26 protein-coding genes are annotated in these 26,016 nt (G+C 35.9%); 12 read left to right on the top strand and 14 right to left on the bottom strand.

Translation table 11 applies throughout. The annotated features are described in order from the left end of the window. Positions 1-648, top strand: coding sequence for a response regulator transcription factor (locus tag EG344_RS02425; RefSeq protein ID WP_228412843.1), 648 nt, complete (start codon positions 1-3; stop codon positions 646-648). A gap of 477 nt (positions 649-1,125) precedes the next feature. Here EG344_RS02425 and EG344_RS02420 read toward each other — a convergent pair whose 3' ends face one another. The 4 genes from EG344_RS02420 to EG344_RS02405 all read right to left on the bottom strand — a co-directional run bounded on the left by EG344_RS02420 (position 1,126) and on the right by EG344_RS02405 (position 6,591). Then, complete coding sequence (locus EG344_RS02420) at positions 1,126-2,631, bottom strand: hypothetical protein (protein ID WP_123908115.1); 1,506 nt, start codon at positions 2,629-2,631, stop codon at positions 1,126-1,128. Between the two features lie 198 nt (positions 2,632-2,829). Further along, the gene (locus EG344_RS02415) at positions 2,830-3,228 is read right to left on the bottom strand and encodes a VOC family protein (protein WP_123908114.1); all 399 of its coding nucleotides are present in this window, start codon (positions 3,226-3,228) and stop codon (positions 2,830-2,832) included. Between the two features lie 222 nt (positions 3,229-3,450). Continuing rightward, positions 3,451-4,254, bottom strand: a complete 804-nt coding sequence (locus tag EG344_RS02410) for a DUF4249 domain-containing protein (protein ID WP_123908113.1) — start codon at positions 4,252-4,254, stop codon at positions 3,451-3,453. Between the two features lie 3 nt (positions 4,255-4,257). Then, positions 4,258-6,591, bottom strand: coding sequence for a TonB-dependent receptor (locus tag EG344_RS02405; protein WP_123908112.1), 2,334 nt, complete (start codon positions 6,589-6,591; stop codon positions 4,258-4,260). Between the two features lie 457 nt (positions 6,592-7,048). On the opposite strand from EG344_RS02405, the gene EG344_RS02400 reads away from it, so the two are divergent. From EG344_RS02400 to EG344_RS02390, 4 genes are all read left to right on the top strand, one after another. After that, a complete protein-coding gene (locus tag EG344_RS02400) occupies positions 7,049-7,612 on the top strand; it encodes a TlpA family protein disulfide reductase (RefSeq protein WP_228412842.1) in 564 nt (187 codons plus the stop codon). Between the two features lie 34 nt (positions 7,613-7,646). Further along, positions 7,647-7,820 (top strand): hypothetical protein, encoded by a 174-nt coding sequence (locus EG344_RS23720; protein WP_164464374.1) that lies wholly within the window; start codon positions 7,647-7,649, stop codon positions 7,818-7,820. Beyond that, positions 7,820-8,305: an SMI1/KNR4 family protein gene (locus EG344_RS02395; protein ID WP_123908110.1), complete on the top strand. Its 486-nt coding sequence runs from the start codon at positions 7,820-7,822 to the stop codon at positions 8,303-8,305. The genes EG344_RS23720 and EG344_RS02395 overlap by 1 nt, the downstream gene beginning before the upstream one ends. A gap of 223 nt (positions 8,306-8,528) precedes the next feature. Next, a complete protein-coding gene (locus EG344_RS02390; RefSeq protein ID WP_123908109.1) occupies positions 8,529-9,119 on the top strand; it encodes a hypothetical protein in 591 nt (196 codons plus the stop codon). Positions 9,120-9,242: 123 nt separating this feature from the next. On the opposite strand, the gene EG344_RS02385 is transcribed toward EG344_RS02390, so the two are convergent. Continuing rightward, a complete protein-coding gene (locus EG344_RS02385; protein WP_123908108.1) occupies positions 9,243-10,178 on the bottom strand; it encodes an alpha/beta hydrolase in 936 nt (311 codons plus the stop codon). A gap of 65 nt (positions 10,179-10,243) precedes the next feature. Next, complete coding sequence (locus EG344_RS02380) at positions 10,244-10,834, bottom strand: Crp/Fnr family transcriptional regulator (RefSeq protein WP_123908107.1); 591 nt, start codon at positions 10,832-10,834, stop codon at positions 10,244-10,246. 74 nt (positions 10,835-10,908) lie between these two features. Between EG344_RS02380 and EG344_RS02375 the strand changes: the two genes are divergently transcribed. The 4 genes from EG344_RS02375 (at position 10,909) to EG344_RS02360 (ending at position 16,434) form a co-directional block, all read left to right on the top strand. After that, positions 10,909-11,472 carry a Crp/Fnr family transcriptional regulator gene (locus EG344_RS02375; RefSeq protein ID WP_123908106.1) on the top strand — a complete coding sequence of 188 codons (564 nt, stop codon included), beginning with the start codon at positions 10,909-10,911 and terminating at the stop codon, positions 11,470-11,472. A gap of 98 nt (positions 11,473-11,570) precedes the next feature. Further along, positions 11,571-11,960: a RidA family protein gene (locus tag EG344_RS02370; protein ID WP_123908105.1), complete on the top strand. Its 390-nt coding sequence runs from the start codon at positions 11,571-11,573 to the stop codon at positions 11,958-11,960. Positions 11,961-12,053: 93 nt separating this feature from the next. Next, a complete protein-coding gene (locus tag EG344_RS02365; RefSeq protein WP_123860296.1) occupies positions 12,054-12,842 on the top strand; it encodes an SDR family oxidoreductase in 789 nt (262 codons plus the stop codon). Between the two features lie 106 nt (positions 12,843-12,948). Further along, positions 12,949-16,434, top strand: a complete 3,486-nt coding sequence (locus tag EG344_RS02360) for a DUF2723 domain-containing protein (RefSeq protein ID WP_123908104.1) — start codon at positions 12,949-12,951, stop codon at positions 16,432-16,434. A 201-nt stretch (positions 16,435-16,635) separates the two neighbouring features. On the opposite strand, the gene EG344_RS02355 is transcribed toward EG344_RS02360, so the two are convergent. The 7 genes from EG344_RS02355 to EG344_RS02325 all read right to left on the bottom strand — a co-directional run bounded on the left by EG344_RS02355 (position 16,636) and on the right by EG344_RS02325 (position 22,336). Beyond that, the gene (locus EG344_RS02355) at positions 16,636-17,088 is read right to left on the bottom strand and encodes a hemerythrin domain-containing protein (RefSeq protein WP_123908103.1); all 453 of its coding nucleotides are present in this window, start codon (positions 17,086-17,088) and stop codon (positions 16,636-16,638) included. 76 nt (positions 17,089-17,164) lie between these two features. Next, complete coding sequence (locus tag EG344_RS02350) at positions 17,165-19,408, bottom strand: nitric-oxide reductase large subunit (protein WP_123908102.1); 2,244 nt, start codon at positions 19,406-19,408, stop codon at positions 17,165-17,167. Positions 19,409-19,421: 13 nt separating this feature from the next. Further along, positions 19,422-20,147, bottom strand: coding sequence for an iron-sulfur cluster repair di-iron protein (ric, locus tag EG344_RS02345; protein ID WP_123908101.1), 726 nt, complete (start codon positions 20,145-20,147; stop codon positions 19,422-19,424). Between the two features lie 40 nt (positions 20,148-20,187). After that, the gene (locus tag EG344_RS02340) at positions 20,188-20,610 is read right to left on the bottom strand and encodes a c-type cytochrome (protein WP_123908100.1); all 423 of its coding nucleotides are present in this window, start codon (positions 20,608-20,610) and stop codon (positions 20,188-20,190) included. An 18-nt stretch (positions 20,611-20,628) separates the two neighbouring features. Next, positions 20,629-21,405, bottom strand: a complete 777-nt coding sequence (locus EG344_RS02335; RefSeq protein WP_123908099.1) for a class I SAM-dependent methyltransferase — start codon at positions 21,403-21,405, stop codon at positions 20,629-20,631. Beyond that, positions 21,386-21,847: a hypothetical protein gene (locus EG344_RS02330; protein WP_123908098.1), complete on the bottom strand. Its 462-nt coding sequence runs from the start codon at positions 21,845-21,847 to the stop codon at positions 21,386-21,388. The genes EG344_RS02335 and EG344_RS02330 overlap by 20 nt, the downstream gene beginning before the upstream one ends. Positions 21,848-21,904: 57 nt before the next feature. Next, entirely contained in the window at positions 21,905-22,336 is a 432-nt protein-coding gene (locus EG344_RS02325) for an RrF2 family transcriptional regulator (protein ID WP_123908097.1), read from the bottom strand. Between the two features lie 289 nt (positions 22,337-22,625). On the opposite strand from EG344_RS02325, the gene EG344_RS02320 reads away from it, so the two are divergent. Both EG344_RS02320 and EG344_RS02315 read left to right on the top strand, forming a co-directional pair. After that, complete coding sequence (locus tag EG344_RS02320; RefSeq protein ID WP_123908096.1) at positions 22,626-23,129, top strand: hypothetical protein; 504 nt, start codon at positions 22,626-22,628, stop codon at positions 23,127-23,129. After that, complete coding sequence (locus tag EG344_RS02315) at positions 23,110-23,715, top strand: hypothetical protein (RefSeq protein WP_123908095.1); 606 nt, start codon at positions 23,110-23,112, stop codon at positions 23,713-23,715. Before EG344_RS02320 ends, EG344_RS02315 begins: the two co-directional genes overlap by 20 nt. Before the next feature lie 46 nt (positions 23,716-23,761). On the opposite strand, the gene EG344_RS02310 is transcribed toward EG344_RS02315, so the two are convergent. Continuing rightward, entirely contained in the window at positions 23,762-24,559 is a 798-nt protein-coding gene (locus EG344_RS02310) for an AraC family transcriptional regulator (protein WP_123911740.1), read from the bottom strand. 132 nt (positions 24,560-24,691) lie between these two features. Between EG344_RS02310 and EG344_RS02305 the strand changes: the two genes are divergently transcribed. Beyond that, complete coding sequence (locus tag EG344_RS02305) at positions 24,692-26,014, top strand: TolC family protein (protein ID WP_123908094.1); 1,323 nt, start codon at positions 24,692-24,694, stop codon at positions 26,012-26,014. The last annotated feature ends 2 nt before the right edge of the window (positions 26,015-26,016 follow it).

The raw sequence follows: 26,016 nt of genomic DNA, 5'->3' as shown, positions 1-26,016 counted from the left end.
ATGCCAATTGAAAACAGGGAAATCATATTCCTTTTAGCAGATGATCACAGTATCGTAAGACAGGGAATGGAGATCGTTATTAGTGATATTGCTCCTAATGCTAAAGTATACCATACTTCTTCTTTACAGCAAGCCGTAGAGCTGATAGAGACAAAGGAAATTGAAATGGCCATTATTGATGCCCATTTTCCCGAAGGAAACAGTCTGCATATTTTACCACAAATGAAAAGTGCAAATCCGGATCTCAAGATTCTTATTTTTACAGGACTTGAAGAAGACCTGTATGCACTCAAGTTTATAAAAGCAGGAGCCAATGGTTATCTGAGTAAACTAAGTGAAGAGGAAGAAGTAAGAGATGCCGTTTCTCAGTTTATTCAAAAAGGAGAGTATTTTTCTGATCTGACAAGAAATTTATTGGTACAATTTATCTACGACCCTAATGTAATAAGCCCACTGAGCAGCTTAACCAAAAGAGAACTGCAGATTGCAGAACTGTATGCCGAAGGATATGGAAATCTGGAAATTGCGAATAATTTAAATATAAAGCAAAATACGGTAAGTACAATCAAAAAAAATATCTTTGAAAAGCTGAAAATAGAAAATATTGTAGAGCTGATTGATCTTATCAAAATACATCACAAAATATAGATTTATTACGGTCTATTCTACGCTTCTTAAGTGTTCAACTTGTTTTATCGATAAATATCTATATCGCATCGGAAATGTATCTATGGGTTTTATAGATGATATTATCCTGCGATGTCGTTACTTTGTAGTATAAAATTTACCAAATGAAATGTAATTGCTTTTTTTAGTTTTTTCACTTCATAATAACGGGTAAAATGAAATAACTGTAAAAATAATAAACTATAATTATATAAAACACAATAGTTATATAGGACACAAGTGATGAAGAGGGATAGCAAGTGATGAAATTAATATAGAAGTGTATGAATGACCTTACACGTGGATTTCTTGAAAAAAACCAAATGATAAGAAAAAAACACAAATAAATATAAAGAAATTCAAGGTCGGGTTACGAGTACAAAAGAAAAGGGAGGCAATAAATGCCTCCTTTTTTTATGAGTATGGGGTGAAAAAATTATAAGTAAGAAAATAGTATAATTAATTCTTTTGTTTTTTGTACAAAGTAAGGGTGGTGGTGTTATAATAAGACAATTCAATATTTTGTGTTCCGTTTTCCCACTTAGCAGTCATATAGGAAGAGCCATTAGTGGTTTCAGAAATAGGTTCTCCTAATTTCTGTTTCAGAAAAGCATGAAGCCAGTTATATTTGCTCTTAAATATCTTTTGGGTGTCAAGAGATTCCCGGACCTTGATATCATCTTCATTGGAGAGTGTTGAATGGGATTGTGGTGTCCATTCGAATTTAATAAGTTTTAATGATTTGTTTTGATGAGAATAATAATAGGAGGTTATTAAATGAATATACTTCCGTTCAATTTTTTGATACACTGTTGGGAAATCATCAGATGGCACGGTAGGGAAACCATTATATAATCCAAGTTGAGTTAGGTTCAATGCATTTTCTTTTTCTTCAATACGATCGGTTTGGTTGATAGATAGTGTATTAAAATGGGTATAAAAATCCATGAAATTTTTCTCAACCCAGGCTTTTGTGTATGGCTCACCCAGTATAGGTTCCCGATATTTATTTTTGAATGTAATCACATTGAACTTATTCTTATCAATTTCAATCAACCCATAAGTATGGGGATTATTTGTAGAAAACCGAAGGGTTTGATATTCATTCCCCGGAATAAAACTCATACCGTCATAATGTTTTCGGTAAGGGCGAATATCGTCTTTAAATTCAAAAACAGGGAAGAGTTCTTTGTTTTTTAAAACTGCAATTTTGGTGGTACCATCTTCTGAATATAAGTGATACAGTTGGTTTTTTACAACAAATGATGTCGATATAGAAAATTTGTACATGGTGGGAAGTTCATTTTTATATTGAACTTCAGCTCCCTTCAAAGAGTCAATATGTTGTGTTGTACAATAATGATCCTTGGAAGTTGACTGTCCTGCTATTTCCATTTTCCTTGGATCTGAAATTTTTAAAATATAATCTGTAGAGGTTATATAATAAGCATTGTTCAATGGATTGATCATTGGGTTTTCCGCGTAGATTTCATACTGCTGTCGTGTTGTATGATCTATGAACCTCGTTTTATAGCACCCGATATTTGAAGTACTGCTGACTACTGTATAGTTTTTATCTTTAAAAACAATATCCGGTGTCTTGGGGGTTTTTATCCATTTCTTTTTTTTCTCATCAAGATAGAATGCAGAATAATTATTGTAATGAGTGGTGAAAACAGTATCATTCTTTACAGATAAGTTATAATCTGAAAATAAAATGGGTGGGGGAGGAATATGGGCTTCTGTTTTTCCATTTTCATCCAGAATATAAAAATCTACAATGGTGTTGGAACCTAATGGATTGTCTTTTTCAAAATAACAGTAATATTTTGAACCATGTTTTAAAGAAGGACCTAAGCTTCCCGGAATATTGATTTCGATTGTTTTAAAGCTTACTTTTAACTCATCTGACTCACAAGATTGTAAGAGAAAAAGACCAATAAAGGCCTGGAGAATATATTTCATGGATTGGTTTGAAGTTTCAACTTACGAAAAATAGCGCAATCGGAAAAATAAAATCAATAAGAATATATCTCTATTTAAAGGGAAAGAAAACCGGAAACCATTTCACTTTTCTGGCTAAATGCTACAATTTACTTTTATTCATTAATAGCTAAAAGCAACTTCCATCCTTCATCTTCCGGCTTCCCAGCCTTTTATATTTTATCTAAATTTTTGAATCGCTTCAGAGCTTACAGGGGTAAAAAAGTTAATCAGATTCCCATCCGGATCGCAGAAAAGGAGAGAACGATTCCCCCAAGGCATTGTTGTAGGTTCCTGTACAATATGATGGCTCAGATTTTTAATGTTTTCATATTCGCCATCAACATCATCTACTAAAAACTCGATAATGGTATTGGTAAAACCTTTAGATGCTGTAAGATGTTCTCCTCCAAACATTTTCATGGTACGCGTGCTTCCGATGGCTATCGTAATAGAGTGGGTATTAAGTTCAGCAAAATCTTCCGTATACCATTGAGCCGTACATCCTGCTGCTTTCTCATAAAACATAACTGATTGCTGGATGTCTTTTGTAATGATTCTTAGTGATGTTAATTTCATATAATCTTGTATTTACATTAATTGGGTACAAAATTAAGTATGAAGTATGACAACAGGATGTCAGGAGGATTTTGAAATGTCACTAATGATTAGAAAATTGGATTTCATTTAGAACTGTAGTCCTTAACGTCTGGGATAGAATAATTTTACGCCAGTTCGTAAAAAAATAAACGGTTATTCCAATACACTGGAATAACCGTTATTATTGTAATAATAGAAAATCTATTGAATCTGTGTAACCATAGATCTTACAGTATGTGCGGAGAAATATCCTAAAGCTCCATTACTGATATTACTTGGCGGGTTAGCAGGGGTAACACTGCCTCCATATCCTTCTGAGATCTTAAGAAGAGCACTGTAATATGTGAATATATTGGTGTCAATAGACTGCATTTCAACATCAATAACATCACCAACGATCACTTCGTGATCCCTACCTTTATTATCATCATTAGGAAGTCCCAAAGTCCATTGATTGGGTAATCCGTTGTTTAAATTATCAGAAAGTACACTGATGTACTTTTTAGGTAAATTATTGATGGTAAAACTGAAAAGATATCGGTTACCTAATTCAGCAGGATCTGTAAAAACAGGTAGAAGAGTATAGGTCTTCTTACTTCCGAACATAAAAGTATCCTGTACAAGACCTTCCAGTTCAACGGCCTTAGGCATAGTACTTTGAGCAGTATATTGTTTTCCTTCTGCTACAACTTTAAGAGTATATGTTCTGCCTGGTACTCCAAGAAAAGTACTCGTTTTGTATTCTCCTCCTCCTGCATATTCCAGTGTTTCTGTTTGTCCTGTATTATCAGTTAGAATAACCTGGGCTCCCGTAACAGCCGGATATTGGTTAGGTTGGGCAAAACCAACAGATTTGGTAATTTTTACGGTATATGATCCATTTTTATCGGTGATATTTCCTTCAATGACAATGTTTCCACTTTGATCAGCCAGATCCAGATCAATCTCTTTTTCACAAGAAGTTAATGCAATGGCAGATAATATGATAAAGAATGCTTTTTTCATGATTTAAAATTTGAAATTGTAAGTGATATTAGGGACCCAACGGAATAGGGAAGTCTGCATAGCGCGGGTTGTTCCCGGATTGTTTGGATTGTCTTCGAAAGTAATGGTGTAGGCGTTTTCACGGCCATACAAGTTGTAAATTCCGAATGTCCATGATCCGCGGAAACGCTTATTCGATTCCGGTTCGTAGGTGGCACTAAGATCCATTCTGTGATATGCTGGCATTCTGTCAGCATTTCTGCTGTTATACTGGAATACCGTCTGCCCGTTCAGTTCATATTTTCCAACAGGGAAGGTTACTGCATTTCCTGTGCTGTAAAGAAACAGCCCGGAAAGGGTCCATTTTGGGTTAAGCTGATAAGTGGCAACGATAGAAATATCATGGGTCTTATCCATTCTGGCATTGTACCATTGATTGTCATTAATTCCGTCGATCTTTCTTTCAGTTTTAGATAGGGTATAAGAGATCCAACCAGTCAGTTTTCCACTTTTCTTTTTGGCAATAAGTTCCAGTCCGTAAGCTCTTCCTTTACCAAACAATAACTCACCTTCTACATCTGCTGCAGTACTGAAGCCAATCTGGGCTCCGTTTTTGAAATCGATCTGGTTTTGCATGGATTTATAATAAATTTCAGCATTCAATTCATAATTGTTGTTATTGAAATTTCTGCTGTAGCCTACACTCACCTGATCTGCAATTTCAGGCTTCACCGAATAGCTGCTTCCAATCCATTGGTCGGTAGGATTTCCACTGCTGCTGTTGCTCAAAAGATGGAGGTTTTGGGTGTTTCTGGAGTATCCTCCTTTCACACTGCTTACTTCATTAATGCGGTAATTAGCTGTAATACGCGGCTCAAGGTTGGTATACGTTTTTCCGAATTTCCCTTTTTCTAAATATTGACTTCCCATAAGTTCTCCGTTTTCGTAAGTATTGAAAGTGTCGCCACCCAATACACTGAAGAAGGAAAGTCGCATTCCGTAATTAATGGTAAGCTTTTCTGTTGCTTTGAAATCATCATTGATGTACAGGGCATTTTCCCATGAATATCTTGGGTTTCTTGAATAAGAATTCACAATTGTTCCGGAAGCACTGCTTGGTGTCAAAGTATGGTAAATAGACTGCAACCCGAATCGTACAGAATGCTTGTTTCCTGCAAACCAGGTAAAGTCCTGTTTAAGATTCCAGTCCTGAATCTTTGAATTTAAATTAAATTCGCTCTCGTTATTTTTCAGGCCAATCTTGTAATCATAATTACTGTAGATAATAGATGTATTGGAGAAAAGCTTACTGTTGATAATACTGTTCCATCGTAATGTTGCAGTAGTATTTCCCCAATCGGTATTGAATGTATCTCCCAATCCTAATACATCTCTTCCGAAATATCCCGAAATATAAATACGGTTATTTTCATTGATCTGATAATTGGCTTTCAGATTAAGATCATAAAAATATAATTTATTGTCTTTATAATCCTTAGAAGATTTAAGGAATAAATCGGCATACGTTCTTCTTCCGGATACAATAAAAGAAGATTTTTCTTTCTGAATCGGCCCTTCCACACTCAGCCTGCTGCTAATCAGTCCGATTCCACCATTTACATTATAATTTTTGTTATTTCCATCCTTCATTTTCACGTCCATTACTGAAGAAAGGCGTCCTCCATACTGAGCAGGGCTATTTCCTTTGATGATGCTGGCATCTTTCAAAGCATCACTATTGAATGTACTGAAAAACCCAAGTAAATGTGACGCATTATACACCGGAGCTTCATCCAAAAGGATCAGGTTTTGATCTGTAGCACCCCCTCTTACACTGAAGCCGCTGCTTCCTTCACCGTTACTTTTAATACCCGGCAGAAGCTGTATGGTTTTCATAACGTCCTTCTCACCAAATAAAACAGGAAGTTTCTCTATACTTTTGATATTTAAAGTTTCAGTTCCCATTTGGGCACTGGTAAGATTTTTATCCTTTTTAATCCCGGAAACAACTACTTCATCTATCGTATTGGATTTTTGCTCTTCCTGGTTAAGAAGAATATCCAGTTTCATGTTCTGATCAACGTTGATTTGTTGCTCAAAATCCTTGTAACCGGGATAAGAAATAATGATGGTATGGCTCCCTTCCGGCACTGATAGCGAGTAAAATCCATATTCATTGGCTACAACGTTAATCGAAGGATCATCGCTTACTTTTACCGTTACACCAATCAGTAATTCGCCGTTTTTTTTATCTTTCACTGTTCCGCTTATGGAGCGGGATTGCTGTTGGGCCATCACCAGAGTGCTGAAACAGAGCGCAGCAGTGGCTGCGGTAATCTTGAAAAAAGATGTTTGCATTAGTTTTTTTTAAAGTAGTAGATCTCTTCTATATTGAACCGGAGTTATTGTTTTCAGTTGATTAGTTGAAAGAATAAGGAATTAGTTACAGGCAAAATCCCCATTTTGGTGAAAAAATTGTGGTTTTTGTGTTGTTAATGAGTGTTTTTGGAGATTTTAATACTAAAGATTGTAAGAATTTGATATTGGAAATTGATTAGATGTTAAGTTGTTGTGTTTTTACTGAATGAAAAACTAATTATGATAATAAAAAATGTAAGTGAATAAAATGATGGTTTTTTATTCATTTATTTGATTTTTTAATGAAGAAATAAATAAAATTGTTTAATATTTTAATTTTTTTTGATTCAAATGAGGTGTTATAGTAAAAGATTTTTACTCTTCCTTAATCCAAATATTAAACTTATCTTGCCTGGAAAGAACAATGAAGAGTATGGATAATCTTAAAAAGTGGGTCATGAGTAATCTTTCCACTCTACTATTAACGGTTTTGTTCATTATCATATTGGTAAATCCGGATGCGAAGGCATGGCTGATGAGACAGGCCGCATCCACAGGAATACTCAATTCCAGTATTTCTGAATCCGTGAAGAAACCAGGAAATGCTGTAGCTTATACAGGTTTGATGCTAAAAAATGAAGATGGGACGCTTATTGATCCCTTTGATCTGAAAGATAAAGTGGTCTTTATTAATTTCTGGGCCTCATGGTGTCCTCCCTGCCGGGCTGAGTTTCCATCAATTGAAAAGTTGTATAACCGATACAAAACCCATCCGAATATCATATTCCTCACGATAAATCTTGACGATAACCCCGATTTGGGAAAAGCTTATTTAAAAGAAAAAGGATTTACAGTTCCTTTTATAATTCCTGCAGGTAGTATTCCGGGAGAAATTTATAACGGTTCGTTGCCAACTACTGTTGTACTGGATAAAAAAGGAGAAATCCGCCTTCATCACACCGGAGTGGCAGATTACAGCAAGGATTCTTTTTACCAGCAAATTGATTCTTTACTGAAATAAAAAAGGACAATAAACACTTTGAGTAACTAGAAGTATGAATTTGTATACCTTACTTTCATTTCATCCACAGGAAGATTATATGCTGTTCAGTGCTGTTCAGAATGAAAATAAAGGAATCAAATTCGTTACCCAGGCTTTTTTAGAGCTGATGAAGCAGCATAATTTGAAAATTGAGTGTAAACTGAAAACCCCTAATAAAGCTTACTGATGATTTCATTTAAAATACGATCCATTGAAGAAATAGAAATTGAGATTTTAAAAGCAAAAGGGAACGTACAGAATTTCCCTAAAATCATTGATTTTCCTTTTCCTGAACATTATAAAAAGCTTGTTTCTGTAATCAAAACAACGGAGATCGCATCAGAAGCTATTCTATATAATGCTGTTGAAGCGGTTAATGAAAATAAAGAATATGCCCTGTCAGACTCTTGGTGTTTTGCAGGAAATGGGCAAGGAGATCGATGGTTTCTGGATAGAAGCGGAACTGTTTTCTTTTATAATCATGATGATGAAAAATCAGAACCCATGAATATCAGTTTTGAAGAATGGTTGCAGATGGCATTCATTGTTCAACAATTGGATTTTTACTTAGATGAGTATGATGAAGTTTCAGAACCTGTCAGACAAAACTTTTATGATACGCTGAATGCCATTCATCCCCAATTAGGAGAGAATTACCCTTTTATAGTTTAGTAGTTTGAACGGAAGCTGGAGGCTGGAAGAAGGATGTTCTTGAAGTGTTCGTAGAGATGTTTTCTGCTTTATTACTTTTATACGAGTCTATTGAGTAGATTTTATAAATCATTCAAATAGCTGTAAGTAACTTCTATCTTAATTCCCAGTAATGATTGTAAAGCCCGATAAAAAGGCTTATTTTTGAATAGAAAGAAAATTACTGAACACCATTTCACTACTTATGAATATAGACCAACTGAAGGAGAAGGCACAGCCTATGGTCCGTAAAGCCAAATTGTTTATTTCAGCGAATGATGCGGATGAAAAAACAGCTTATACTAATGAAGATGAACCACTTCGTTTTATTGTAAAGCACTCACATCAATGGATGGGACTTATGGAAGAACAGGATGAGTTTAGCTTTGTACCAGTTCATATAGAATCTGTTGACTTAAGCTCCTATACAGCTTTAACAGAAAAAGAAACAGATATTTACCCGCCATTTGAAACATTGATGCATTACGGAGATGAAGAAATCCAACAATGGATTGTTGAAAATGATGGAGATAGAGATGATCTGCCAAGCTTAATGGCTTTTGCTCCGGATGACTATACTGATATCTGGATAGATTCACATCCTATTTACTCCAATGATGATGTTTTTGCCTATAAGGGCGGTTGGGCAATGACTTGGCCTGAAGATGACGTTCCTATGCAGTGGAACGAGGACCTAGAGTTTCTTTTTCAGATCGGATTACAGGATGAACCGTTTGTAGAAATATTTTATGACAAAAAGAAATCTTCTTATATCTGTATGGAGCGTAATACGTAAACGAGGTGGAGGAAATACAAGGTTTAATTATACAAAATCTCGAAAGTCATAAGTATCTCGGATAAAATTTTAAAAAGCCTGTAAATCAAGATTACAGGCTTTTTTGTGGATTGTCTTCATGAGTTATTTCAAAGATGTAATAAACTCATCCGCATATTGAATAAGCTGCACCAAAGCTGTTTTTTCCATCGGATAATGTCCACCATTTTCTAATAATTTTACTGTAAAAGGAGCTTTAATGCCTTTCATCGATCGTTGACTCAAATGCAGTGGTGTCCATCGGTCTTTATCAGGTTGTGTCAGCAGAATAGGACATTTGTTAAACTCTGTTACAGGAATAGGCAAATGATAATTCATATATTCATATAAAAACTGCATCTGAACGTTAGCACCGGCTGATGCATCATCATTCAGAAAGATTTTCAAAGCCTTTTCATTATTGGTAAGAAAATTCATTTTGGAAACTGCTTTCATCGGCAACTGAAATCTTTTAAAACCTATTGTATTCAGGAGATTCATCATGGGAAACATAAACCCATTAGCCCATCCGAACTTTGCTGTTTCTTTTCCAACGGTTTTATCATCATTTTTCAGGAAACACATTCCGATAATTCCATGGACTTCATTCATAAAACATGCCGAGTTATAGCACACCATTCCTCCGGCGCTTAATCCGTAAAGAACAGGCTTTTTATAATCACGCTTCGTTTCAGAATTTACAAAATCTGCGAAACAATGTACCCAATCATCATAAGTAATATCTTTTTGATTAACTTCCGTCATCCCATACCCAAGATTATCAATAGCAACTACTTCATATCCAAGTGCAGCCATCTGGTGACCGAAGATCATATTCATCTGCCGGCCGTTGGTTCCTACCCCGTGATGCAGAAAAATCCTGTATTCAGCAGTAGGATTAGGGTAGCGGTCAAGGTGAATGTTGTTGCCTTTCCATTGCCATACTTCTTCAAGGGGAAGATTGTGGTCTGTAATCTGAAAATCAACAGGAAGCAATTCGTTCAATTGTTTCCAAGCTTTATTGGTTTGATACGTTTTCATTTTTTACTGATTTAAATTAACACCACAAAGTTCAGAATCAGAAAAAAGAATTCGTTTAAAGTAATTTAAAAAGTGATCTTGGCTTTCAGACTGCTGAGCCATACATTCGTGATTCCCATAAAACTGGCGATATTTTGACCTGAAAAGCGAAGGAACAGAAAATTGTAATGCTCATAAAGCCATTTTAGGTACTCCTCACTGGTCAATCCCAATTGGAAATTCCGGAAAAGGTCAATGGCCAGAAAAAGTTCCTCAGTTTTATGAGTATAAAAACGAAGGAGCTCTATATCATTTTGAATAAGATTAAAAAAGAAATCATAATCTACCGCAATTACTACCGATTTTTCATTCGCTTTTATTTCATAATTGGTTTTTTGATGAAAATACACCGAATCATAAGATTTGAAGAATTCGCAGAAAGATTCAGTATGGAACATAACCGTTTTCTCTTCCCCTCTCGAAGTAATGATATTTCGGATAAAACTTCCCTGTAGAATACAATATATTTTCCTGTTGTTAGACTGAAAAGCAATTAAAGGTTCCCCTTTCTCAAGATTAATAACCTCATATTGGTTTTCTAAGGTATTTAAAATAGCCTTGTCATTAATGGGAGGAAGTTTGCTAATCATGATGTCAAAATATTGATGGGTGTCCATTACAGTGTATTTACTACTAATATACAAACTTCCTTTATGAAAAAATAGTACTTTTATACTTTAAGAAATAGCATATGCCGGATCGTTTAAGAACCCATATCGAAAAAATACTTCCTCTCAGTGAAGAAGAGTTTGAATATATATCTTCCTGTTTTATCTATAAAAAATACAAGAAGCATCAGTTTTTAATACAAGAAGGAGAGTGGGTTTCCTATAATTATTTTGTGTTGAAAGGACTTTTGAAATTAGTCTATACGGATGAAGCCGGAAAGGAGCATATCGTAGGGTTTGCCATGGAAGATTGGTGGGAAACTGATTTCCCTGCCTATTATCTGAGTCAGAAAGCCACCATGTCATTGGAATGTGTGGAAGATACGGAAGTATTGTGCCTTAGCCTTGAAAATTATAGGAAGATATGTAGTATCCATCCTAAAATGGAGCATTTCTTTCTGGAAAAAGCCTATATGGGATTTATTTCAGCACAACAGCGCATTATTTCTACCATGACAACCGGAATAAAAGAACGATATGAACAACTCCTGGAAAAATATCCGTCTCTTGTTCAGCGTGTTCCCAAATCATTGCTTGCCGCTTATCTGGGCGTTTCCCGCGAAACACTCAGCCGTTTATCTTTATAAGATGTGATTTCGGTCACTGAATAATCGTGATTCCTGTCACAGAGTTTTGAGATGCCTATTCTGCAATTTTGCAGAGTAATGTATAACAAAATTCAACAATGGAAAAAAGAATTGTAAACCCATGGAAATGGCAGGAAGCACGCAGTTATTCACAAGCTGTGGAAGTCAAAAACACAGAAGCAACTTTATACTGTTCAGGACAGGCTGCCATTGATCCGGATGGTACCTCGAGTAATAAGGATATGAAAAGCCAGCTGGAGCAAGCCATCGCTAATCTTGAACAAGTGATTACCACAGCAGGGTATGCGTGTAAAGGAGTTGTAAGATTAAATATCTATACCACTTCAACCCAGGAATTATGGCCTCATTTTCCTATTCTTCAGGAATGGATTGCAAAACACAATATTGAGCAGGCGGTCACTATGCTTGAGGTGAATGGTTTATTTGAAACCTTAAAAGTAGAGTTAGAAGCCACGGTTGTAAAGTAATTTTCACAGCAGGGTTAAAAATGTTGCCTCCAATGTATTTTGGAGGTTTTTTTCTTACCTTTATATAAGATAATTTGTAATCAGATAGAGTGTATGAATATTCAACTTTTTTCAAAAAATGCTCTGGTAGGAGGGGCTACGCAGGGAATAGGAGCAGGAATTGCCATTGAACTGGCAAAATGTGGGGCTAATGTGACTATAATGGCTAGAAATGAAGCAAAACTTAAAGATTTTATGGCTTCATTACCGACTGTTCATCCGGATCAGAAACATGAATATCTGGTTGCTGATTTTTCTGATTTTGAAAGCTATAAACAAATCATCGCAGGATATTTTAAAACCCATTCCATAGATATTTTGGTGAATAATACCAATGGTCCGGAACCGGGGCTTGCCCTTGAAAAAAATGTTGAAGATTATCAGAAAGCTTTTGACCTTCTGTTTAAAACGGTTTGTGAAACAACTTTATTGGCTTTACCTCATATGATTGAGCAGAAAAACGGCCGTATTATCAATGTTTCTTCACTCTCTGTAAAAGAACCCATCGGAAATCTGGCGCTTTCCAATTCTATCCGTTCGGCAGTAATGGCTTGGGCCAAAACCTTATCCATCGAAGTTGCCCAGCATCATATTACAGTGAACAATATCTTAACAGGATATTTTGATACAGCACGCATTCAGAATTTAATCAGTCATGATGCTCAAAAAATGAATTCATCTGTAGAAGAAATTAAAAAGACCAGGGAAAGTAAAATCCCAATGAAACGATTCGGAAAACCGGAAGAATATGGTCATCTGGTGGCTTTTCTGGCTTCAGAATATGCTTCTTATCTTACCGGGGCTAATATTCCTTTGGATGGGGGATTGAATAATACATATTAGACTATTTTAAGTTTTCATCCTGATTCATCATTTTATGGAAAAATTCACAGTTTGATGTAATATTCCTTTCCTGCCAATTGTCATATTAATATTGGAAAATATTAATATGAAAAACTGGTCTTTTAAAAAATGGAACACCGTACTGGGATGGTTCCTTTTTGCTATTGCATTAATTACTTATTTCTCCACCATGGAGCATTTTCTGAGCTTTTGGGATTGCGGGGAATATATCTCTTCAGCGGCGAAACTTGAAGTAACACATGCTCCTGGAGCTGCTTTATTCCAAATTGTAGGAGCTGTGGCAAGTATTTTTGCATTGGGAAACAGCAGCAATTATTCTATTGTGATTAATGCGATGTCAGCGCTTTTCAGTGCATTGACGATTTTGTTTCTGTTTTGGACTATTACCCATTTTTTAAGAAGACTTTTACATAAGGATTTTGAAGATGTTACGAAGCATCAGGAAATTTCCATTCTGTTTGCCGGAACTATAGGTGCTTTATGTTTTATGTTTTCAGATACGTTTTGGTTTTCAGCGGTAGAAGGAGAAGTCTATTCAATGGCTTCTTTATTTATCGCAATTTTAGTATGGCTGATTACCAAATGGGAAAACGAATATAAAGCAGCAGATAATGAAAGATGGATTGTTCTTATCTTCTTTATTATAGGGCTTTCAGTAGGAGTTCATATGATGTGTATGCTGGCCATTCCTGCAATATGCCTGGTGTATTATGCCAGAACCTATACGTTTACCTGGAAGAGTTTTATTTTGGCCAATCTGATAACGCTTGGAGTGTTAGCATTTGTCTTTAAAATTATTTTTCCGCTGATTATGACGATGTTCGGACAACTGGAAATCTTCTTTGTCAATGGGTTAGGGCTTCCTTTTCATTCCGGGACGATCGTCGCTTTTATTTTGATGGCAGTACTTTGTTATCTGATGATTACGTATGCGAGAAAAACAAAAAAAAATATCTATCAGACCATAGTTTTATCTGTAGTGTATATGGTAATAGGCTTTTCATGCTGGCTGGTAATTCCCATCAGGGCAAATGCCAATCCGCCTATGAATCTTAATGATCCTGATACAGCTATCGGGATGAAGGATTATTACAACAGGGAGCAGTATGGGGATTGGCCTACAGTTTACGGACAAAATTACACAGCAGCTCTTGATAAAAAAGGGCTTGAAAAGAATGAAGACGGAAGCTATAAAAGAAAAATAACCGGAGATATCTACGAAAAAGATGAAAAAACTAAGACTTATAGAAAAACAGGGGAAAGGTTTAATTATGTATACAATAAATCTCATATAAGCTTTATGCCCAGAATGTTTAGTGAGGACAAGGAGGTGATGGCGAATTACATTTCGATGTACGGAGCTCCTGATTTTACATTCAACTATGATAATGAGGATGTGGCAGATAATCCGCAGGCTAAACAGATTTTTGATGAACTAAGAGCCAAATATGAAGATGATTCCATTACGGTTGAAGATTATATGAAGGTAAAACCCTATGATCTTATTAATGTGCAAAGACCTTCATTGGGCCAGAATATGAATTATTTCTTTTCTTTTCAGAACGGATATTATTTTGTAAGATATCTGATGTGGAACTTTGTAGGAAGACAGAATGATTTTCAGGGTCACCTGGAAAATACTCATGGAAACTGGATTTCAGGTTTTTCTTTTATTGACAATGCTTTATTGGGGAATCAGGATAATATTCCTGCAAAATTTAAAAATGAGAGCACTGTGAAATTCTTTTTCCTGCCATTGATCTTGGGATTGATTGGTTTCTTCTTTCAGTTAAACAGAGATTTTGGAAGGTTCTATGCTCTTCTTTCCCTGTTTATTGTCACCAGTATCGGAATTGTTTTCTATACAGGCGTTAAACCGTTTGAACCCAGAGAAAGAGATTATGCAATGGTAGGGTCATTCTATGCCTTTGCCATCTGGATTGGGTTGGGAGCCGGATCTGTTCTATGGTTTATTCAGTCCAAAGTAAAATCTGATGCAGTAAATATGATATTCGGGATAGTTTTGTTAGGAATTCCTTTTATGATGGAGTTCCAGAATTATGTTCCACATGATCGGAGCCAGAAGTCAGCGGCTTATGATTCGGCCTATTCCTTCCTGGTGTCATTGCCTAAAAACGGAATTATTTTTACCTATGCTGATAATGATACGTATCCGGTTTGGGGAATTCAGGAAACAGAAAGGGTAAGGGATGATGTGAAAACCGTGAATTTCACTATGCTTGCCACTCCGTGGAATATCGATCAGGTAAAAAGAAAAACTTATAATGCCATGGGAGTTCCGGGTGAATTAACCCATGAGGATTACAGAGACGGCGTCAACGATCAGGTTTATCTGATGAAAAAAGAAGACTGGGAAGGATTGTTTGCTATGTTAAAAGAGCAGGGAGCTCCTGAAACTGAATTTCAGGAATTCAGAAAATTTCTGACTCAGGATTCAATGACCTTAAAAGATGCGATTAAGTTTCTGAAATATAAATCTCCGGCAAAAGATGAGTTACTGAAAATGTATTTCGGGGAAAAAGAATATGAAAAATACAATATCATTCCGGTACATCAATTCATTCTTCCTGTCAATAAGGAAAATGCAGTGAAGTCTGGAATTATTAATCAGGCTGATCTCCCAAATACAGTAGATCAGATTATGATTAAATATGAAGCCAATACTCTTTATAAAAGCCATCTTATTATGCTGGATATTCTGGCTAATTTTGATTGGAAGCGTCCGATCAACTTCTCTTCCGGAGGAATATATGATAGCGAAAATATTTTTTACCTTGATGATTACCTGCAGTTCGATGGTTTTAGTTACAGACTGATTCCTATCCATACTCCTCAAAGCCCGGATGGGGATAAAGGCAGAGTGGATGCTGATTCTCTTTATCAAGTGGTGAAAAATTATAAATGGGGTAACTTTAAGGACCTGAATGTTTATTATGATGAAACGGCTACTTCCAATATTATAAATTACAGGACGTCTGTAAGCAGAGCTGTTTTAGCTTTAGCAGCAAATGGACAGAAAGAAAAAGCATTGGAATTACTGAATCTGGCAGCCAAAGAAATACCTGCGGAGAAATACAATGATCCACGTTCATTAAGTGCTCTTGTTACAGCTTATATCGTGGCAGGGCAGGAACAGAAAGGAATTCAATTGGCAGAAAATCTGAAAAAAGAAATTTTTAGTGAATATGATTATTATCTGAATCTTTCTTCTAAGTTTAGGGCTGTCGCCAGAAGACAAATGAGATCCAAACCTATGGAATATGCTTTTGTTGTTTCCGGAGTAACAGAAGCCTACAGAACATTAGGCCAAAATGGAAAAGCTCAAGGCTATCTGTTGAAATCGGTGGAACCGGTGGATAAAAAGTTTAATGTTTTTGTGAAAAATTTACAACAGATGGATAAAGAAAGAGCGATGAAAGAATCTGAAAATGTTCAGCAGATCACTCCTTTTTATCAGTATTTATTCAATGTCATGGAGCCTTTTGATTCTACTTATGCAAAAAAGAAAGAGGAACAGATTACTGCAGCAATCATAAAAGCAACACAATAGTAAAAATATAACCATTAAGATGAGGTAAGGCTTTCAGAATAAAGGATTTTGTTTTTATAGTTTCGTTTTTAAAATCTTTGATTTTACCTTGTACATTCTGAAAACTTATCTCCTTAATGGGTTTTATTAAAAAATACTGTTTCAAAAGTGCTGTTTCTTCGAATGTTGAAACAGTATTTTTGTTTTTGATATGTATAGAAACTATTTCCAGAATTCATCATTGTACATTTCTTTTTTCTCAACATGAATATGATCCAGGTCTTTTCCAATCTTATTCAGGTCGGAACTATCTAGCGTTTTTTCTAAATGAGGAAACCAATTCCGTTCTTCAAAGCGGATATGCTGCTCAAGAAGGTCTGCGAAATCAGAAAATAAATAAGGCGCTCCTGAATCTTTAATTTGAGAAATCAATATCTTTATTTGTTGGTGTTCTGATCGGATACGCTCTGTATATTCATCCTCAAAAGAAGGACAAAGAATTTCTTCTTCCTCTCTGAAATGATCTTCCAGATGATGTTCAAAAAAATAAATAATGTACTTTTTAATTCGCTCAGATTCAATTTCTTTCTTTATTCCTTGCCTGATCTTCCAGCTGCAAAGCAGTCCGGAATGATGATCTCTTGAAAGGAGTACTATATTTTCATTGCGTTTCATGACTTTTTAATTTGAGAAGAAATAAAAATATTAAACCCTATAGATTTTCAGGTCCATAAGGTTTAATGAAGATGGGTTAACGTTTTTCTTTCAATGACCATCCAAATTTTAACCCGATGATGAAAATAACAAGTAACAGCTCTCCGGCAGCTAATAAAATATCGCCCGGAACTCTCATCCATCGTAAGAAATGCATAATATCTGTTTGCATAAACTCTGCGGAACGCGCATACCAATATCCTTCTTTAATAGAAGCTACAGATTGCATAATTCCTATAGGAAGAAGACTAATGGTAACCATCACCAGCAATCCGATATTGGTTAACCAGAAAGCCCAGCCTATTAATTTGTCATTCCATTCACGATCAGGATAAAGCCCCCGGAGTACAAACATCATCAATCCGATTCCTAAAATTCCATATACTCCAAACAGAGCGGCATGACCGTGCACAGCAGTAGTGTTTAATCCCTGAATATAATATAAGGCAATAGGAGGGTTGATGGCGAATCCAAAGATTCCGGCTCCCAGAAAATTCCAGAAACACATGGCAATAAAACAGTAGATGGGCCATTTGTAAGCTTTGATCCATTGGGTAGATTTACTCAGCTGGTAGTTCTGATAAGCTTCATACCCAATCAATACAAGAGGTACAATTTCCAACGCACTGAAAGTAGCTCCTAATGCAAGTACAGCGGTAGGCGTTGCACTGAAATACAAGTGATGGAATGTTCCCAGAATACCTCCTGCCAGGAAAATAATAGTGGAAAATAACACTGCATTAGTTGCCGATTTTAATCGTAATAAACCTAATCTGGTAAACAGGAAAGCAGCAACTACTGTGGCAAAAACTTCAAAAAACCCTTCTACCCAAAGGTGAACCACCCACCATCTCCAATATTCTGCAATCGCCATGTGGGTTTGTCTTCCATACATAAGTCCGGCACCATAAAACATAGCAATAGCAACAGAAGAAAGCGTAAATAAAAGCAATAAATGATGATCGCCATCTTTACGTTTTAAGGCAGGAAGGAGGGCTCTTACCATTAAAACTAACCAAAGGATCAATCCGATAAGCAATAAAATCTGCCAGATTCTTCCCAGTTCTACATATTCATATCCCTGATGGCCCCATAGGAAGTTATCTACCAGTCCCAATTTTTGCATGACCCCAAGCCATTGCCCGGTTAAAGATCCTAATACAACAATCAATAATGCTCCAAACAAGACATTGACCCCTAATTTTTGATATTTCGGTTCATGTCCGGATACCGCTGGAGCTATGTAAAGTCCTGTAGCCAACCAGGAGGTAGCAATCCAGAATATGGCTAATTGTACATGCCAGCTTCTGGAAACCGACTGGGGAAGAAACTCATCCAGAGGAATTCCATAGAATCCGCTTCCTTCAACTCCATAATGAGCGGTAATGACTCCGGCAAGCATCTGCACCAGTATCAGTAATGCGACTACCCAGATATATTTCAGCGTAGCTTTCATAGAGGGAGTGGGCTTCATATTTCGTAATGGGTCTTCAAGAGGAAGAGCCTCACTGATTTCTTCTTCTTTATTTCTGGCATGATAGAATACCAACAACCCCACGGAAGCCAGTAGTAATAATACACTGAATCCTGACCATAAGTGTAAAGAAGGTGGTGGAACATTGCCTACAGACTCATCGTGCGGCCAGTTATTGGTATAGGTAACAGTATCCCCGGGACGCTCTGTAATGAATACCCATGTACTCCAGGCGAAAAAAGCACTCATTTGAGACATTCTTCCACTATCTTTGACTGTATTTTTGGGAATAGCATACTGATCACGAAGCTGCGCCATGGAAGGATCATTCATGAATAATTTTGAGTAATATTGAGAAAGCTGCTTCTGTACTTTTGCTCTTTCCGGGGAGAATATGATTGCATTTTTTCCTTCATCAAAAGTATTGGTGCGAAGTTCCTTTTTCAGCAATACCTGATATTTTGCCTGTTCGTCATCAGATAATTCTTTATAGATTTTATTATCTTTTTTAGCCAACTCATCAAGCAGAAGAAGAGATTCTCTGTGGAGGTAATCAGCAGTCCAGTCAGGGGCAATATAGGCACCATGTCCCCATATACTTCCCACGGTTTGACCTCCAATAGACTGCCAAACATTCTGACCGTCTTTAATGTCCTGTCCGGTAGCAAGCACGGTACCATCGGTACTTACGACCTGATTAGGAATAGGAGGGATTTTCCTGTAAATTTCAGTTCCGTAAAATATAAGGACAGCAAACGAAGCAACCATTACTACAGCAAGCCATCTCCAAAGTTTTTTAGGTGTCATTTGGAATCAGTTTTTAAGGTTCAAGACTAAATTCTTTTTCCAATTGGATGGCTTTCGGGAAAAGAATATTATTTTCAAGATGAATATGTTTGTGAAGGTCATTTTCAAAATCCTGGAGCATAGCAAAAGCCACTTTATACGTATTGCACGCATCAGCAGGAGGAGTGTATTCATGTGTAATCTCTGCTATTTTTCTGAAACGGTCTCCTTCTACTGTATGTTCATGCTGCATCATATGCACCGGATTTTCTACTGTTCCGAATGGGGGTTGTAGCAGGTTTTTTCCGGATGTTTTGGATTTTATCATATTTCTTACAAAAGGAAACAGGATCAGTTCTTCTTTTTTCATGTGAGCTGCCAGATCGTGAGCAGATTCATTAAATATGGCGTTGATCTCAAATAATTCCGGATGTCTGCCTCCGTGAACTTTGCATAATTTATCAAGAAAAGCCTGTAAAACGGAAGTTTTTTCCTCCACATACCGATGGTGTGTTTTCTCGATATAATCTGCCAGAAGATCCAGTGGCCAGCTATTGAAGTCGATAGAAGTGCCTTCATTTTTTGGGAGAGCTTCCAGCTCTTCATAAATTTTTTCCGGATTAAGCTTTTTATTGCTACATGCTTCTTCTATTGTTCTTCCGCCTTTACAGCAGAAATCGATTCCGTGTCTTTTAAAAATAGCAGCAGTTCTGAAGTCTTCAGCTACCATATTTCCTATAAAATCTGTCTTTGTGTTCATAATATAATACTTTTTTGTCTTTTATTATTTTAAATTTTTTTTACTTCTTTAATGAAAGAATATACTTCACCATAAGTTTTGCGTTGTCTTTACTCAAGCCATTATGAGGAGCCATTGGAATATCACCCCAATTTCCTTTTCCGCCTTCAATGATTTTCTGAGCCAGCCTATCAATATCTGCTTCAGTATATTTTGCAGCGACTTCCTGATAGGATGGACCTATTAATTTTGAATCTGTTTTATGACAGGTAAGACAATCCATTCCTTCAATTAGTTTCAGGCCTTCCTCTACAGAAACTGTACTTGCAATGGGTGGTGCCGGGGCTGTCTCTACAGGTTGGGAAGATTGCTGTGCAGAATATGGATCTGCTTGTGGAATCGGTGTAGTTTCAGGCTTTGAGCAGGATAAGAGAATAGAGGCTAAGGTCAGAATGATTCCGGTATTAAAAAGTTGTATTTTCATAATGCATATCATTTAAAATTATTTTTTCTGAGCAAGAATAGCTACGGCACAGAGGTAGTCATCATATTTTTTAAAAGCCTTCCTGATCTGTTTGATCCGGGATCGGATTTTAGGCTGCGTTATGATATTCCCTGCAATTTTCAGGAATCCGGAAAATCCTTCATCACTGATGATTCTTTGAGGCTTTAAAAGATGCATGGGAGCAGTTTCTATTTTTATCACCTGAAAGCCTTCCTTTTCTAGTAAACAGGTCCATTCCGAGACAGTTAATGGTCTTGTGTTTACTTTTAGGGATAAGGCAAGTTCTTTCTGTATCTGTAATTTTACATTTTCATCGAGGTTGTCAGGAGTTAAAGCAAGTTCATGAATCGCATAAAATCCCTGAGGTACTAAAATCCTGGAAGCTTCCTGAATAATTTCAGATTTTCTGTGATCCGCATGCATGCTCAGCATGGCTTCCCCGTATACTTTATCTGCAGACTGTTCAGGTAGAGCGCTTAGTGCTGCGTTTCCCAATCGGAATACTGCAGGACTTTGTTCAAACTTACTGTTCAAATAACTTATGGCATTTTCGTCTGCATCAATCCCTGTGTAAGATTTTGGTCTTTTTTTCAAAGTTATTTCTGCTGTCAGCCCAAGGCCGGGAGCAAATTCCACTACATCATCATTGATTGTTATATTTAACATTGATAACATTTTATGAGTAAGGGCAATACCCCCTGGGCGAAGTACTTTTTTGCCAATTTTAGCTAATAGCCAATGGGCGGACATTTTTTCAATAGGATCTGTTTTCATGAGACTGGATTTTAAATTGTAATATAATGGCAAGCATCAGAAGGGCAGCTTTTCCTGCTTCAGCATAAATAAAATAATCATGCAGTGGAGTAGGTGATAAAGGTTTGCCGGATGAAAGTAAATCAACTCTTGAATTCAGAACCGGTAACATCCAAAGATGTTCTGAAGCAAGTATAGTGACTAAGGCTATGAGAATCATAAAGTCGGTTTTGGTGTAGTTCTTATAGCTAACTATCATAAGTATCAGAATTAAGATCAGAAATATCCATTGTATGTTAGTAGAGATTCCAAACATAATTTTTCCCAACCCTAAAGCTGTTGTTAAGGTCATTCCCTGTACCTGAAACTTCAATGGAGTTTCTAAAAAACTGACCGTTATAAACATTCCTGCCATAAGGCTGAATAACATCAGTACGAAAGGGTTTTTGAGATGAATCTTCATTTTTTTTAATTTAAATATATTAAGACCTTTTTATCTTTTATTGTTTTAAAATTTTTTTTACGTTTTAAGATAAGTCAATTCTAAATCAAGGTTATCTACAAACATCTGTATTTTAGAGGTTTCAAGCATAATGCGAAGGTTCTGTCTGATGCTTTTGAATTGTTCATGAAGCGGACAGGGATGAGTTTCTGAGCATTGCTTAAGTCCAAGCCCACAGCCTGAAAATAATTTATCACCATCTATTTCCCTTACAATATCTGCAATGGTGGTATTCAGATTTCTAGAATCCATATAAAATCCTCCGTTTGGGCCTTTTGCAGATTGTACAAATCCTTTTCTGCTCAGATCCTGTAGAATTTTTGCAATAAAATGTTCGGGGGAATTGATGCTTTTGGCAATATCCTTAATACCGACCCTGCTGTCATTTTTAGATTGCTGGGCAATGTAAATTAGTGCTCTTAAGGCATATTCGCAGGTTTTTGAAAACATTTTAGCTGAATTTTATAGGACAAAGGTATAAATTTATTTTTAATAAAAGATAAAATAGTCTTTTATTTTAAGTGGGTTTGATAAAGATCATAAATTGAGGTTTTCTTTAACAGCAAAAGACACAAAAGATTTTTTACTTCATAAATTTCTGAAAACACATAATTTTCATATGTATTACTGACGAAGTGCTACATATTTCAATTCTCCACCTTCTTCAATAACAAATGGGGTAGATCTAATTAAGAGATCACTACTTCAATATAGTGAATATAATGATTTTACTTTAAGAGTGAATTCTGATGATCTTATCAATGGTTTAATAAGAGAATATATTAGATCAAACGGGCAAGATGAAAGAGGAATTTTGATTTTTTTAATTCCTTTTACTATAGTTGAATATAATGGTTTAGATAGTTCAGGAATGGAAATTTACAATAATTTTAAAGGAAGAGTAGATCAAGTTTCTTATGATAGTAAATATTTAATTTTAGCAAGGTCATTACTGGAAGAAAATGCAAAAGAAGTCCCTGCTCATGAGGTAGGACATTCATTAGCTTTGCATCATCCATTTGTAGACTTTACTGAAAATAGTAATAGGCATCATTTTATTAAAAGTGAAACTCTTAATGTAATGGATTACCCAAAAGATTCTAGTATTGTAACTATTCCTGTAGATTTTGGAATATATTTGTATAAATATCAGTGGGATATTATGCTTGGAGATGTAAGAACATCTTCTCAAAGAGGAGATTTAATTAAAATAAACGCAACTAATGGTACAGAGATTTCTTAATTATATTCTTTTATTAGCATTATTTGTTTCGTGTAAAGCAAACTCAAACATTAATGTTAAAGTAGATTCAATCCCTCAATTGAGCTCCTCTGAAATATATTGGGGAAATTGTATGCGTTATAATGAATCATTTTCTGATGGAGTGACTGTAATTAAAGCAGTAAAGGATAAAAAATCATTCAATTTTGAAGGTCCAATTTATATTAAACCTAATTGTAATGATAAATTACTGCTAAGGAGTAATCAGACGCCCATAAATGGAACTTATAAGATCGTAAATATTAATGAATCATGGAGCGAGTATAGTCCATATAGCATAGTTGCAGTATTTAAAAATGGAATGAAAGATGGAGTTTGGAAATATTATAGGAATGAAGATTTCTATTCTACAGAAAACATGGACGCTATAAAATCGTTGTCAGGGGATAAAAATTATAAACAAACTATTAATCCCATTAAAATAGAAATATATGAGAATGGTCTACCTCATGGGGAATGGTGGCAGAAGTCAGGAAGCAGAATTGATTATTTTATCTATAAAAATGGAGAATTAATTCACAGCAGAACAAAGTTCGTTAAAAACTAAAAAAGGTGGAAATTGATATGGTAGTTCTATCCTACTATTCAAAAGATTAAAAAGTCTTACTGCTTTTCCTAAGATCAGAAGGTCTGGATTGGGTAAACTCATGAAAGGTATCACTAAATGCACTAATTGAGCTGTAACCAACATCATCAGCAATTTCGTTAATAGGTTTATCTGTATTGAGAAGCAGTTCAATAGCTTTAATGATCCTTAATGTTTTCAGGTATTGAAGAAAAGAAATATCCATATCTGCTTTAAACAATCGGGACATAGAACGCTCACTCAATCCAAATCGGGCGCTTACATTAGCAAGAGTCAATTTTTCTCCCATATTCCATTCAAGATAAGAGACTATTTTCATCATTTGTTTATTGTGGGTCGCTGGAAGAATTATAGGTAGAGGCTGTTTATGAGTTTTAGGCAGGATCTTTTTTAATGCGACCAAGAACTCAAAATTTTCATCTTTATCAGTGACATGTTTCTCATCCCACATTTCCGTATATTTAATCATCTGGATCAAAAGTTCCGAAGCGGGATATATTCCCAGTCTGCCATAAAAAGCATCTGAAACATCATCATGAGCATAAAAATAAAGAGAACGCAGAACAGTGGCAGTATGCCCAATTTCCAGAATATGTTCCATACCCTGTGGAATCCAAAAGAAATGTCTTGCAGGTACCACATATGTCCTGTTATCAATGGTGATATAAGCAATACCGCCTTCTACATAGCTTAATTGCCCTTTTGTATGTTTATGAAACGGAATCAGTTTCTCTGATTTTTCATGCATGACGAATACACTTTTCTCATGTTTGTCGATGTCCGGAAGTGCTGCAATTAATCCCATATCAAAACTAAAATACTGATGAAAATGCAAATATAATCATTTGGCCGGAATCATGTAAAAGTTGACTATTTTAGATAAAAATAATTTCAGGATTGCCAATAAATTTGCAGTGCAATAATTCGAAAAATTCAAATGAAAATTTATGTCACCGGACTGCTGATGTTGGGAGCTTCCTACACTTTATCAGCTCAGACAGGCAGTCCACGAAATGATACCATCCGAATCTCTCTAAAAGACGCATGGCAAAGAGCTGAAGAAAACAGCCGTCATATTAAAATCAACACCATCAGTGTAGACATTGCCGAAACAGAAGTAAAAGATGCCAAACGAGAACGGCTCCCGGAAATACAAGTCAAAGGATCTGCTGAAAAAGCTTCCAACATCCCTATCTATGAAAACGGAATTTTTTCCAAACCTACCCAACACGAGGTGATCCACACCCTTTACAGAGTCGGAGCCGATTTTTATCTGAATATTTACAACGGAAATAAGCTCAATCTTAAAATCAAAGAAAACCAAACTTTGCAGAAAGTCAAAGAAATTAAGAAAGAACAGGCGATTTCCGATATCCATTACAAAACAGCAACCCTTTATCTTGAACTTCAGAAAACATTAATCTTCAGGGATCTTATCAAACAGGATATAAAAGATCAGGAGGTACAGCTTAAAGAAATTAAGTCTTTATATAAAAACGGAGTAGTTCTAAAAAGTGATGTTTTAAGAATAGAACTTGAACTTTCGAAACGTAAAATGACCTTGGTGACTATTGAAAATGATATTCTGATTGCCATGCAGAAACTGAATATTATTTTAGGAGTTCCTGATGAGGAGGTCGTTATTCCGGAAAACCCTTCTAATCAATGGGATGCCAATACTACTTATGCAGATTATCTGAAATTGGCGCTGGATCATTCATTCGATTATCATGTTTCTGAACAGCAGACTGAATTAAGCAAGCTCAGACTGAAACAGGTTAAAGCCAATGTAAGCCCTAAAGTCGGGATGTATGGTGAGTTTTATTACGCCAATCCGCAGATCTTCCTTTACCCATACAATCCATATTGGTATTCATTGGGAATTGTTGGGGTAAAGGCTTCATTTTCGATCTCATCACTGTATCACAATACTAATAAAGTAAAGGCGGCTAAGCTTGAATTTGAAAAAGAAGAGGAAGTTCATAAAGATACTGAAGACAAGGTAAGACAACAGGTAAAAGAAGCTTATTTGAGGTATCAGGAAGCGCTTGAACAGATCAAGGTTGCTGAAACCAATGTTGCGCAGGCTAAGGAGAATGCACGTATTATTAAAAATACTTACTTCAATCAGACTTCCCTTATTACAGAACTTTTAGATGCGGATATCCAGCTACTTCAGACAAAATTTGAATTGGAAGCGGCAAAAATCATGGCACAGAACAATTATTATTTACTACAAAATATTACAGGCGTTTTATAATA

The organism is Chryseobacterium sp. G0162 (genome assembly GCF_003815715.1).
Taxonomy (GTDB): domain Bacteria; phylum Bacteroidota; class Bacteroidia; order Flavobacteriales; family Weeksellaceae; genus Chryseobacterium.
Note: the sequence above shows the minus strand (reverse complement) of the source record. Positions and strands in the feature narration are given on the sequence as shown.